The organism is Brachymonas sp. KE5, assembly GCF_057773645.1.
In genome coordinates, this window is sequence record NZ_CM173463.1 from 885,188 (window position 1) to 897,574 (window position 12,387).

Sequence of the window (12,387 nt, forward strand, 5' to 3'; positions counted from 1 at the left end):
TCGTCCTGCCAACTGGATGGCGGAAGTGGATGAGAAAAAGCGTCTTACTGTTCGGGGCTGAACACACTCCCTTTTTCACGCCACAGCATCACGCTTTGCAGCCCCTGCCGCTCGACCAGCGCTTGCTCGTCGATGCGGATGCTGCCCAGGCGCAGACTGCCGCGGATTACGAAATACTTGCTGTTCACACCCAGTTCGGCCTGCCCCTCGCCTGCCGGAATCGCGGCCTGCAGGGCGGCGGTATCCAGGAAGGGCTTGCTGGCGCGCTGCGCCACGGCGCGGGCGACATCTCCCGGGGCCACATTGGGTGCCGCCGCGCTCAGCACTTCAACGCTGGCGGTATTGGCATTGATGCTGGTGCGTTCGGGCAGGATGGTGACGTGTGGTGCCAGCTGGCGGATCAGTTCGGGTGCCACCCCCAGCCAGGCCAGTTGCTGCAGCCGGGCCGGCAGCAGCGGTGCACCGGGCTCGCTGCCGGGGCCTTGCTGTTCTGCCCGGGCGGCGCGCAGCCACTGGGTGGCCAGAGCCTCGGCCTGCGTGCCCGGCAGCCGCAGGTTCACGAACAGGCGTTGCAGCGTTTGCCTGTCAACCTCGGACGGCTGGCCGTTGCGCAGCAGGTTGCGCAGGTTGAAGCGTCCCTGCGCGTCCTCGATCTGGCCGGAGAGGAAGGCATCATCGGGCAGGTTGCTGGCATCCACCGTGATGTTGCGTTCGGCGGCCAGGAAGGTGGACAGGCGTGCTTCCATCAGCGGCACAGCCCAGGGCTCCGAGAGGTGATCGGGACCGCCCTGGCGCGCGTCTTCCTGCAGGATCAGGCGCGACCAGTCCAGTGCGCCGGCCAGAATCCAGCCGGACTGCAGGCGGGCGCGCTCGGCAGTCTCGATTTCGGTGCTGCGCCATTGCTGCCAGACGGCCGCGGCGGCAAAGGCGGCAACCAGCGTGACGGTGAGCATGGCCAGCAGCAGGGCGGCGCCGCGCTGGCGCTGCGGGCCTCGCGCTGAGCGACGCATGATCTGGCGGATAAGGAGGCGTTTGCGCATGTCAGCTGCGCTCCCGCGTCAGGGTAGGCTGCAGCCAGTCCACCGTCAGGCTGCCGGCGATTCCGGTGCCCTGGCCGGGCAGCGTCAGTTGCAGGCGCAGGCCGTCCGGAACAGGGTTGGGTGCAGCACCCGGCGTTCCGCTGCCCGCACCACCGGCGCCTCCAATGCCGCCAGTACCGCCAGTACCGCCAGTACCGCCAGTACCGCCAGCACCGCCAGCACCGCCAGCACCGCCAGCACCGCCAGCACCGTCAGCACCGTCAGCACCGTCAGCACCGTCAGCACCGTCAGCACCGTCAGCACCACCGGCTGGTGCGCTGCCCACGGGCAGGCCTTTGACTGGCCCCCAGGCATCATCGCGATAGCCCAGCACCTCCCAGGCCTGCAGGGGCAGCATCACCTGCGAGCCTGCAGCCTCGCCTTGCGCGCCTGATCCCCAGCTGGCAGCCTGCTGCCAGGCCTGCTGCTGTTCGCCATGGGTGCGCAACTGGGGAGATTGCCAGCGCATCCAGCAGGAGCCGGGAACGGCACCATTGGCAGCTTCCCCGGAGGAGGTCTCCGCCGGGCTGCGCGGGCAAGCGCTGCGCAGCGTCCAGGCCACCACGATGGTCGCCGGCGTCCACAAGGATTGTTGCGCCTGTCCTGCGCCGGTTTCTGCTGCCGTCTGCGTCTCGGGGCTGGCCAGCCGCAAGACGCGCAGGGTCTGCCCGTCCCAGTCCAGCACCGGTTGCCTGCTGCCGGCGCTGGGCAACATGGCATCCAGATCCACGCGCCACTGCGCCAGCGCCGTCTGCACTACCGCGATCTGGTCGCTGCGGCTTTGCGTGCCTTGCTGCGCCCGCACCATGGCGTCCAGCCCGCGCCAGCTCAGCAGGGCCACTAGCGCCAGAATGCCGATGGCCACCATCAGCTCGATCAGGGTGAAACCGCTCTGCCGGGCCGGGCTGGTCCGCAATACCGCTCGGCTCCGGTAGTGATGCAAGGCCGGCCGCACGTGCCGCAGACGCGCCGGACGATCAACAACCATCACAAACGCCCCATGATGGTCGACAGCCGGTACAGCGGCAGCGCACCCTTGTGCGTATGCGCATCCACGCGGCGGAAGTTGGGGTTGGGCGTGGGCATCACGGTGATCTTCACGGTAAGCTCCTCGCCGGCTTGGGGACAGGCCACTTCGCTGTCGCCCACCGGCGGAAACACCCTCGACAGCCGCATGGCCACCAACTGGTTCTCGGCACAGATCTGCGCCAGCAGCATGTCGCTCTGGCGCTGGCCATGGCTCACCAGCGCTTGCGTGGCCTGGCCGCCGGCAACCAGCGCAATCGCCACGATGGCCAGCGCGACCAGCACCTCGATCAGCGTAAAGCCGCCTTGCGCCGAACTGGCAGCAGTGGGCCCGCCTTGGCGGCTGTGATGGGACGACGGAGGCATGCGGCAAGGACTCATGGTGCCGGCCCTTCCACCACCGGCCGGAAGGGCCGGATGCCATCGGTGGCCACCGTGCGCCGCATCTGCGGCTTGCCGGCGATGGCGATGGTGAGCGTCTGCGCCGGCAATACCGGCTCCGGGCCCAGCACCAATTCGATGTTTTCCGAGCGCAGCGTCTGCGCCGTGCCGCCGGATAGCACCAGCGTCGGAGCCAGCCACTCGCGGGGCTGAGTGCTGGTTTCGGGCAGTCCGGCAAAGACAAAACCATCCCCCGCCGGTTGCCATCGCACCGGAATGCCGCTCGCGCGCGATTGCGCCCGCGCCGCTTCCAGCAGCGCTGCCAGCCGGTCTGCCTCGCGTTCGATGCGGGTGTGGTCGGAATCACGCAATGTCAGCGTGGCTCCGGCCGTGGCAATCGCCATGATGACCAGCACCACCAGCAATTCGATCAGGGTGAAGCCGCGCAGCCGCCTACGCGGCGCAGCTTGTGCCGATACGGACAATAAACGCCTGCGAGGCATGGGGCTCAATGCACGCGACATCGGAAAGAGCGCCGCTGCGCAGCAGCCGGCCATCAGTCGCTTACTGCCAGCTGCCGATATCCGCGTTGCTGCCTTCCCCGCCCGGCTGGCCGTCAGCGCCGAAGGACATCACATCCACTTCGCCCTTGATGCCGGGGTTGGCGTACTGGTAGTCCTTGCCCCAGGGGTCGGTGGGCAGCTTGTCCAGGTAGGGCTTCCAGTTGGCGGGCACGGGGGCGGCAGCAGGTTTGGTCACCAGCGCCTGCAGGCCCTGCTCGGCGCTGGGATAGCGCTGGTTGTCGAGCTTGTAAAGCTTGAGCGCCTGCATCAGGTTGTTGACATCGGTCTTGGCGGCCGTTACGCGCGCATCGTCGGCGCGGCCCAGCACGTTGGGCACCACCAGCGCGGCCAGCACGCCGATGATGACGAGCACCACCATCAGTTCGATCAGGGTAAAGCCGCGTTGGGCGCGGTGCTGGCGGCTGGAGCGGGAGATTCGGTCAGACATGGGAAGTGTTTTCAGTCAATCGGGATCGCAACCGGACAATGCTAGCGGCACTTTGGGGCAAAACAGTGACACGTGGCTTTTCTGCACAGGTCGCCGTATCACCTTGCCGCATAATGCGGCAATGTCTGCCTTGACCCTGCCTTCCTTTCCTGTCGCCGCGCTGCAAGGGCTGTCCCTGCGCGAGCGCTGGGGTGTCCGCCTGTTGTCACTGCTGGTCTGGTTGCTGGTGGCGGGTGCGCTGGCATTCTGGCTGCTCGGCTCGCGTGGTCAGGGCGGCGGGGTGAGCGCCCTGGTAGCAGATACCGCGCTGCATGCGGATGACCATTTGCTGGCACGGCTGCTGGGATATTCGGATGCCCCCCCGCCTGCGGAATCTGCCGAAGCTGCAGCCACCCCCGATGGCGGCAGCGGCCGCTTCGTGCTGCAGGGCGCCGTCGCCAACCAGTTCGGCACCGGCATTGCCGTGATTGCCGTGGATGGCCAGCCCGGGCGGCCGTTCCGCGCCGGGCAGGAGGTTGCCGATGGCTGGACGCTGGAGGCCGTGGGACGGCGCTCCGCACGCCTGCAGGCCAAGGGCGGGCGGGCGATGGAGCTGAGTTTTGCAGCTGCCGGAACCGGTGCCAATCTGGCAGGCGGTGTGCCGCCGCACGGATCTTCGGCCACGCCGGTGCAACCGGTCGCACCCCAGGTGCAGGTGGCACCGCAGCCGCTGCAAACACTGCCTTCCGCGCAGGGTGGCTCCCTGGCAGGCCGGTTCTCGCGCAACGCGGGACAGGCCAATGCCACGGTTCAGGCTACGGTCGGCGACGGTGCATCGGCCACGGTGCAGGCCACCACCTCCCAGGGCAACATCGGCGCCACGGGCGATGACGACGAACCGAGGCGCAGGGATGACTGATGCGGCCGGGCTTCCCTCAGCAGCCGTCGCAGCCATGGCGCACTGCCCGGAGGAGTTGCACTATCTGATCGAGCAGCAGGTCTGGGCGCGTATTGCGGACGGCGGCGTGGCCACGATCGGCATCACCTCGCTCGGCATCGCCCTGGCCGGCGATATCTACATGTGCCGGCCCAAGCGCGCCGGTTCCCTCGTGAAGCAGGGGGATTCGATCGCCGTGGTCGAACTGGCGAAATCCATCGTTGCCGTGCGTTCGCCCGTGACGGGTGAGGTGATCGAAGTCAATCCGCTGCTGGAAGAACAGCCCGAACTGGTGCACCGGCAGCCCTATGGCGATGGTTGGTTGGTGCGCATGCGATTGACGGATTGGGAGCACGACCAGCAGCACCTGCTGCATGGCCAAGCCGTGTTGCCCGCCATGCGCCACCATGCCTGGCTGCACCGCCTGGAGTTCTGACATGGGCTATGTGGATCATGCTGCCGACGGCATCGCCATCCTGCTCTGGGCCGCCAGTCCGGAGCAGCCGGAACTGCTGCACACGCCATTCTTCTTTGCCGCTGCGGCCGCAGCCATGGACGTTCCGGTAGAAATCTACTGCACGGCCGGCAGCGTGCGCCTGCTGGTGCCCGGCGTGGCGGAAGCGCTGCAGGCGCCCATGCACCAGAAGAATATCGCCAGCGCCATGCGCGAGGCAGTGGCCCTGGGTGCGCGCATCCTGGCATGCACCGACGCGCTGCGTGCCCACGCCATCGATCCGCATGGCCTGATCCCCGAATGCACTGGGCACGGCGGGGCGGTGCAGTTCATGGCGCGTGCGGCCAATCTGCGCTGGCGTACGCTGGTGTTCTGAATGGGCCCGATTTCCTGCTGGAACCGCGCGTTTCTTCCTTGAACAGGGCTCACGCCGGCTACCGCACGTCGGGTGCCCGTACGCCTTATTTCCTGACTTCATCCACCAGCGCGGTGAACTCGTCGATATCCTGGAAGCTGCGGTACACGCTGGCAAAGCGGATATAGGCCACCTTGTCCAGCTTCTTCAGTTCGCGCATCACCAGCTCGCCCAGCTGGTGGCTGGCGATTTCGCGCTCGCCCAGGGTGCGCAGCTTTTCCTCGATGCGGCTGATGGCGCCATCGACCTGCTCGGTGCTCACGCTGCGCTTGCGCAGCGCCAGCGCGAACGAGGCCTGCAGCTTGCGCTTGTCGTACTCCACGCGACGGCTGTCCTTCTTCACCACCACCGGCATGGTCACTTCGGCCCGTTCATAGGTGGTGAAGCGCTTTTCGCACTGGCCGCACTTGCGGCGACGGCGAATGGTATCGCCTTCCTCGGACAGGCGCGTTTCCACCACCTGGGTGTCGTTGTGGCCGCAGAAAGGGCATTTCATGGCAGTCTCCCGAAAAGAAAAAGCGCCTCGTGCCGCCATCTCCCCACAGGAAGCAGGCGGCGCCGAAGCGCCCTGGCATGCGCCAGCTTAGCCGTAAACCGGGAAGCGGCGGGTCAGCTCGGCCACCTTGGCGCGCACGGCTTCCAGGTTGGCTTCGTCACGCGGGTTGTCCAGCACGTCGGCGATCAGATTGGCCGTGATGCGGGTTTCTTCTTCCTTGAAGCCACGCGTGGTCAGGGCCGGGGTGCCGATACGCACGCCGCTGGTCACAAACGGCTTTTCGGGGTCGTTCGGGATGGCGTTCTTGTTGATCGTCATGTGGGCGGCGCCCAGCACGGCTTCGGCTTCCTTGCCGGTAATGCCCTTGCTGCGCAGGTCGACCAGCATCACGTGGCTTTCGGTACGGCCGCTGATGATGCGCAGGCCGCGCTGGGTCAGCGTCTCGGCCATCACCACGGCGTTTTTCGCGACCTGTTCCTGGTAGGCCTTGAACTCGGGGCTCAGCGCTTCCTTGAAGGCCACGGCCTTGGCGGCGATGACGTGCATCAGCGGGCCACCCTGCAGGCCCGGGAAGATGGCGCTGTTGATCGCCTTCTCGTGCTCGGCCTTCATCAGGATGATGCCGCCACGCGGGCCGCGCAGGCTCTTGTGCGTGGTGGAGGTGACCACGTCGGCGTGCGGCACCGGGTTGGGGTACACGCCTGCGGCGATCAGACCGGCGTAGTGGGCCATGTCCACCATGAAGATGGCGCCGACGTCCTTGGCAACCTTGGCGAAGCGCTCGAAGTCGATGCGCAGGCTGTAGGCGGAGGCACCGGCGATGATCAGCTTGGGCTTGCACTCATGGGCCTTGCGCTCCATGGCGTCGTAGTCGATTTCTTCCTTGTCGTTCAGGCCGTAGCTCACCACGTTGAACCACTTGCCGGACATGTTCAGCGCCATGCCGTGCGTCAGGTGGCCGCCTTCGGCCAGGCTCATGCCCATGATGGTATCGCCGGGCTTGAGGAAGGCCAGGAACACGGCCTCGTTGGCGGAGGCGCCGCAGTGCGGCTGCACGTTGGCGGCTTCGGCGCCAAACAGTTGCTTCACGCGGTCGATGGCCAGTTGCTCGGCCACGTCCACATATTCGCAGCCACCGTAGTAGCGCTTGCCCGGGTAGCCTTCGGCGTACTTGTTGGTGAGCTGGGTGCCCTGCGCGGCCATCACGGCCGGGGAGGCGTAGTTCTCGCTGGCGATCAGCTCGATGTGGTCTTCCTGGCGCTGGTTCTCGGCCTGGATGGCAGCCCACAGTTCGGGATCGGTTTGTTCAATCAGGATGTTGCGCTGATACATTGGCAGTCTTTCGTCAAAAGGAGATTGACCCCTGCGCGGGATGCGGCGTCAGGGCTGCCCAGGCGAACGGCAAAAGCATCGGTGCAGGCGCAAGCGCGGCTGCAGGCAATGGCGCACTCCCCCGTGGTGATGGCGCTGCGCATGCGGGTGGCATGGCGGCCGGATCCACGTCGGCATCAGGACAGGGCCTGATGCCTATCGCCAGTCGTGCACGGGCTCAAGTGTAGCGGAATCCGGCCTGCGCTTGAACCCTGAAGGGCCGGATGCGAAGCCGGTCTGCAACGAATTTATTTCAATTGCGTGGCGTGCCGGCGGCCCGTGAAAGGACCCTCCAGGGGCTCTTACTGCGCCTGCAGTTCCTGCGTGGTGGTGTCGGCGCGGCTGTCATTGCGCGCCAGTTCCAGGCGACGGGCGCCTTCGCCCTTCAGGTTGCTGGAGGCCAGGGCACGCTGTACCAGCGGTGCGCTGCCATCCACGGACGGCGTGCTGCGCTTGCTGAAGCTGGCCTGCATCGGCGCAGCGGCGATCTGCACGCGCTTGCGGCCATCGGCATTGTCGGCCTGGGGCTTGGCGGCTGCGGTCTTCACGCTGCTGGCTGCGGGCGTCTGCGGTTCTTTCACCGGAACCTGCGCGTTGGCGGCCACGGTGCGGCCCTGGGCCACAGCCTGGATGCGTGCGTATTCGGCCAGCACCTTGTCGCCATACCCCTGGTCGGACGGCAGATTGGCCGCGCCCACATAGTATTTGAGGCCACCGCGCAGCGAACCGGCGCGCGCAATGGTTTCCTTGAGTACCTTCACGCCTACGCGCAGGTTGCTCACCGGATCAAACGCGGCCAGGTTGCCGCCCAGATGGGCATACTTGTCCGAATGGATCTTGGTCATCACCTGCATCAGGCCCTGGGCGCCCACGGTGCTCTGGGCAAAGGGGTTGAAGCTGGATTCGATCGCCATGATCGCCAGAATCAGCGAGGGGTCGATCTTTTCCTGGCTGCCGACGGCAAAGGCTTCCTTTACCAGCAGGCCCACCGGCTCGGGAGCCACGCGGTATTTCTTGCTGATCCAGTAGGTGACGGCAGCCTGCTGGCGTGGCAGGTCGCCGGGATCGGTCGCCGGGAAGCGGCCCTCGGCTGCATTGGCCTGCATCACCGGCGTGGATTCGACCGCAGATGCTGCGCTGGCAAATGTGGCGGCCGCATCCTCCGGCAGGCTGTCGATGGAAGCCTGTCCGTTCTCGGCCGGTTGCAGCCAGCCCAGCACATGGGCGGCAGCGTCGTCGCGCAACTCGGGTTGGGCAGCCAGCACGCCGGCAGACAGCACGGCGCCAATGCCCACCAGAGCCATGCTGCTGTGGGTGACCGTGAAGAATGCGCGCCCCAGCTTGCGCAGCGGGTGCTTCCAGGAAGTCATGTCACCGGCATCCGAGCGGGAGGCCAGGGTGGAATCAGGGGTTGTGGAGACGGCGGTCAAGCGCGGATCCTCGGTAATCCATCGTCCAACCCACGGACGCGGATGCTGATCGGGTTGCGGGCGGACTGCGGTGCCGGTTCTGCAGCAGGGCTGCGGGGCTTCACTATCTCAAGTGGCTGGCCAGCGGCACATGGGTTCTTCAGTGCAAGGTGTCCGCCTGCACGGGCGCAAGCCGATGAAAAAATAGGCAATGCGCAGAATCAGCGAATTCTAGAAAGGCCGCTAATTACCGGTCAAGCATTAACAACACAAACATTATTACTTTCAGGAATGATTTGGCGCTCTGGATGGCCATGATTGGCCGGGTTTTCCCCATGTTTCGGGCCGCAGTTGCGGGAGTTGTCGGGCCCTGTTTCCATGCGGTTTGCCTCTGGTGAGACGTTCCGCAGGCAAAACTTGCAAGAAATGTAATGTTTGGTATCGCGCAACGTGTTCCGGGGTGCCGGTTTCTGCGTCTGTCTTTCGGCTCCGGAGCGTTGGCGGATGACAACACCATGAAAAACCGGGCAAAATAGTCCCGATGCCGTCGTGCGCGGCATTTTCCATTTCCGGAACGACACAAACGACTACTGACATGATCCGCTTTCCACTATTTGGAGCCGGCCCCGAAGCCGAATCCAATGATTCCACCCCCGCAGGGGGCCCGGAAGCCAGCGCTTCCTCCTCCACTTCCGGCCGCCAGTCCGCGCATCCGCTCGATGCCCTGACCGGGGGCGTGTTCTCCGCCGCCACGTCGGGCGAGCGCGCCGCCCGCGTGCGTGCCTGGCTCGCCACCGAGCCCGAGCTGGCCAACATGCAGGAAGTCTTCAAGGAACTGAGCGCGCGCGACAAGGGCGCGGCCAAGGCGCTGCGCGAGAAGCTGGACGAAATCAAGCGCAGCAAGGGCCAGGAACTGCTGGCAGCCGAGTGGGGCACCAAGGCCGAGCAACTGTTGCAGACGGCCAAGCTCAATATTGCCGATGCCATGGCGTGGCAGCGGGATGCTGCCAAGGCCGGCGCACCGCTGAGCAAGGAGCCGCTGGCCAGTCTCAAGCTGCAGCTGGCTGAGCGCATCAAGACCATCGAGGACCTGCAGACCCGCGTGCAGGTGCACCGCGAAGCCGCCGTGTTGCTGGCGCAGCGCATCGAGGTGCTGTCCACCAAGAGCTGGAAGGAGGCCGATGCCGCCGAAGCCAGCCTGAATGCCGATGTGGCGCACTGGCGCGAGCAGGCGCAGGCGCTGCAGCAGGATGCCGCCTGGCAGAGCGTCGATCCCAAGCATGTGACGCAACTGGAAAGCGCAATTGAACAATTGCAGCTGGTGGTGCGTGCCTTCGAGGATGCGCTGGGCCAGACCCGTGCCGCTGTCGAGGATGCTTCCCGTCCGCTGCCTCCGGTACCTGTATGGGCCGACGAACTGCGCGTGCTGCGTGGCGAGGACGTGGCGCCTGCCGAGGCTGCGGAGCCGGCGGGCGAACCGGCAGCACTCAAGGACCCGGCCCAGGCCCAGCGCCGTGCCGATGCCGAAGCTGCCGTACAGGCCGCTGTCGCCGCTCTGGAGCAGGAGTTGGTGAGCGGCCACAGCAAGGCCAGCGTCGCTGCGGCGCAGGCGTTGCGCAATGCCCTCAAGGAGCATCGCAAGCAGGTTGGCGCCGAGCTGGAAGGAAAGGCACATGCAGTGCTGGCTTCTGCCGGCGAACTGGAAGGCTGGCAGCGCTGGCGCGCCGACCAGATCCGCCAAGAGCTGGTACAGCAGGCCGAGGCGCTGATCGACCGCCCGGAACGCACGGTGACGGTGGAGAAGGCGGCTGCAGACAAGGCTGCGGAAGCTCCGAAGCAGGAAGAAACCGGCAAGCCGGAAGCGAGTGCCGCGCCTGTGGAGCCGGCAGCGCCTGCAGAAGTGCCCGCAGCGGCACAAGCAGAAGCCATCGAAGCACCTGTGACTGAAGAATCGGCAGAGGCTGCCCCCGAGGCAGCTGTGGTGTCTGCAGAAACTGTTGACGCTGCAGAAGCAGTCGCAACCGGCGAACAGGCTCCCGTTCAGGAGGCAGAAGGCGAAGCACCTGCAGCGTCTGCCGAGAGCACCGAGGCTGCCGGCGCGCCGGCTGCTCCCGCTGCCGAAGCGACGGATGCAGTCGAGCCGGCCGCTGAAGCCGATGGCCAGACAGAACAGGCAGAAACCACCAAGCCTGAATCTGCTGTCCCCGCAAGGACACTGAAAGCCAAATCCGCAGCCAAGGCCCAGCCCGCCGGTCCGCGTCCCATGCCGACCAGCAAGCTCAGCCCGCGCAAGCTGCAGGAAACCCTGCGCCACCTGCGCGAGCAGTGGAAGCAGACCGACCAGGGCGGGGTGCCCAACCACGTGCTCTGGAAGCGCTTTGATGCCGCCTGCAACGAGGCCTACCGCATCGTTGAGGCCTGGCTGGCCTCCATGAAGGAGCATGCCGCCGAACAGAAGGCAGCACGCCTGCACCTGATGGACGAACTCAAAACCTGGGGCGAGCAGCATGCCCAGCAGGTGCAGCAGGGCGTGGCCGACTGGAAGGCCGCCCATCGCGACCTGCTCGGCTTCTCCCGCCGCTGGCGAGAGGCCGGCCACCTGAGCGAAAAGGTGTTTGCCGAGCTGCAGCCGCGCTGGAAGGCCGCCATGGCCGAAGCTGGCGCCCATCTGTATGCGGCGCAGAAAGCCAGCGCGCAGGTGCGCCAGGCCATGATCGACGAGGCACGCGAACTCGGCGCTGCCGCCAGCCTGCGCATCGATGCCATCAAGGCGCTGCAACAGCGTTGGCAGCAGGAAGCCCAGAGCGTGCCGCTGGAGCGCAAGCACGAACAGAAGTTGTGGGATGCCTTCCGCAAGCCGCTGGACGAGGCCTTCCAGCGCAAGCACCAGCAGCGCGAGCATGCCCAGGCCGCCCTGAGCGAACGCGACCAGGTCGTGGTGCAGGCCGCCAAGGCCCTGGAAGCCGCCAACGCCAAGGGCGATGCTCAAGCCATCCACGCAGCCATGCGCGCGCTGGAAGAAGCCATCAAGGGCCAGCGCGAAGCCGCTGCCGAAATGGCTGCACAGGCGGAAGAAGCCCCCGCCCCGGCAGCGGAAGCTCCGACCGACGCCGCTCCGGCGGAAGAGGGTGCACCGCGCCCGCCCGCCGCCAGCGCCATGCAACACCGCCCGGCCATTGCCGTGCGTGGCGATGACCGTCCGCAGGCCCGCATCGGCGCCCAAGGCAAGCCCCAGGAAGATCGCCGTGACGGCCGTGACCGTCGCGATGGCCGTCCGGGCGACCGCCGTGATGGCCCGCGTGGCCGCTTCGACGACCGTTTCGAGCGTGGCCCGCGCGCGCCGCGCCTGGGCGATGCCGCCTTCCGTGCCCAGCGCGATGCGCTGGACCACGCCCAGATGGCCCTGCGCAAACTGGCCGAACAGGCCCACGGCGAAACCATCACCCAGCTGCTGGGTGCCTGGGAAAAACGCCAGCCCGATGCCGTGCCCAGCGCCAGTGAACTGGGCAAGGCCGTGCCGGGCGCGCAGCGCAATACCTGGGTGGCTGCACTGGGTGCCCCTGCCAAGGCTGGCGCTTCCGACACGGCACTGCTGCGCCTGGAAATGGCTGCCGAAGTGCCCACCCCGGCTGACCAGCTCACGGCCCGCCGCGCGCTGCAACTGCAGCTGCTGACGCGCCGCCACGATCCGGCTCCCGCCGAGACCTGGATCGGCGATGTGGCCCAGGTGCTGGCCGACAGCCACGATGCGGGCCGCGCGCGCCGCCTGCAACAGGCGCTGAAGGTGCTGCTGCGCAAGTAAGCCCCTGGCAGTACGCCTGTCCGATGC

12 protein-coding genes are annotated in these 12,387 nt (G+C 66.7%); 4 read left to right on the forward strand and 8 right to left on the reverse strand.

Annotated features, from left to right (window positions below):
• Positions 1-44: 44 nt before the first annotated feature.
• The 5 genes from gspK to gspG all read right to left on the reverse strand — a co-directional run bounded on the left by gspK (position 45) and on the right by gspG (position 3,497).
• The gene (gene gspK, locus ACX36O_RS04195) at positions 45-1,040 is read right to left on the reverse strand and encodes a type II secretion system minor pseudopilin GspK (protein WP_250130973.1); all 996 of its coding nucleotides are present in this window, start codon (positions 1,038-1,040) and stop codon (positions 45-47) included.
• Between the two features lies 1 nt (position 1,041).
• Positions 1,042-1,995 (reverse strand): PulJ/GspJ family protein, encoded by a 954-nt coding sequence (locus ACX36O_RS04200; RefSeq protein WP_213359865.1) that lies wholly within the window; start codon positions 1,993-1,995, stop codon positions 1,042-1,044.
• 71 nt (positions 1,996-2,066) lie between these two features.
• On the reverse strand, positions 2,067-2,471 hold the full coding sequence (gspI, locus tag ACX36O_RS04205) for a type II secretion system minor pseudopilin GspI (RefSeq protein ID WP_213359868.1): 405 nt from the start codon (positions 2,469-2,471) through the stop codon (positions 2,067-2,069).
• Positions 2,472-2,482: 11 nt separating this feature from the next.
• Positions 2,483-2,989, reverse strand: a complete 507-nt coding sequence (locus ACX36O_RS04210; RefSeq protein WP_213359870.1) for a prepilin-type N-terminal cleavage/methylation domain-containing protein — start codon at positions 2,987-2,989, stop codon at positions 2,483-2,485.
• A 61-nt stretch (positions 2,990-3,050) separates the two neighbouring features.
• A complete protein-coding gene (gspG, locus tag ACX36O_RS04215) occupies positions 3,051-3,497 on the reverse strand; it encodes a type II secretion system major pseudopilin GspG (RefSeq protein ID WP_213359871.1) in 447 nt (148 codons plus the stop codon).
• A gap of 121 nt (positions 3,498-3,618) precedes the next feature.
• Between gspG and ACX36O_RS04220 the strand changes: the two genes are divergently transcribed.
• From ACX36O_RS04220 to ACX36O_RS04230, 3 genes are read left to right on the forward strand one after another with little or no spacing between them, the layout of a single operon-like run.
• Complete coding sequence (locus ACX36O_RS04220) at positions 3,619-4,395, forward strand: type II secretion system protein N (protein ID WP_213359872.1); 777 nt, start codon at positions 3,619-3,621, stop codon at positions 4,393-4,395.
• A 34-nt stretch (positions 4,396-4,429) separates the two neighbouring features.
• Positions 4,430-4,849 carry a glycine cleavage system protein H gene (locus ACX36O_RS04225; protein WP_213359875.1) on the forward strand — a complete coding sequence of 140 codons (420 nt, stop codon included), beginning with the start codon at positions 4,430-4,432 and terminating at the stop codon, positions 4,847-4,849.
• A 1-nt stretch (position 4,850) separates the two neighbouring features.
• Entirely contained in the window at positions 4,851-5,243 is a 393-nt protein-coding gene (locus ACX36O_RS04230; protein WP_213359878.1) for a DsrE family protein, read from the forward strand.
• Between the two features lie 85 nt (positions 5,244-5,328).
• Here the strand turns inward: ACX36O_RS04230 and nrdR are convergent, their stop codons facing one another.
• From nrdR to ACX36O_RS04245, 3 genes are all read right to left on the reverse strand, one after another.
• Positions 5,329-5,778 (reverse strand): transcriptional regulator NrdR, encoded by a 450-nt coding sequence (nrdR, locus tag ACX36O_RS04235; protein WP_213359886.1) that lies wholly within the window; start codon positions 5,776-5,778, stop codon positions 5,329-5,331.
• Between the two features lie 87 nt (positions 5,779-5,865).
• Entirely contained in the window at positions 5,866-7,110 is a 1,245-nt protein-coding gene (gene glyA, locus ACX36O_RS04240; RefSeq protein ID WP_213359889.1) for a serine hydroxymethyltransferase, read from the reverse strand.
• 341 nt (positions 7,111-7,451) lie between these two features.
• Positions 7,452-8,519 carry a lytic transglycosylase domain-containing protein gene (locus ACX36O_RS04245; protein ID WP_213359893.1) on the reverse strand — a complete coding sequence of 356 codons (1,068 nt, stop codon included), beginning with the start codon at positions 8,517-8,519 and terminating at the stop codon, positions 7,452-7,454.
• A 634-nt stretch (positions 8,520-9,153) separates the two neighbouring features.
• Between ACX36O_RS04245 and ACX36O_RS04250 the strand changes: the two genes are divergently transcribed.
• Positions 9,154-12,360 carry a DUF349 domain-containing protein gene (locus tag ACX36O_RS04250; RefSeq protein ID WP_213359895.1) on the forward strand — a complete coding sequence of 1,069 codons (3,207 nt, stop codon included), beginning with the start codon at positions 9,154-9,156 and terminating at the stop codon, positions 12,358-12,360.
• The last annotated feature ends 27 nt before the right edge of the window (positions 12,361-12,387 follow it).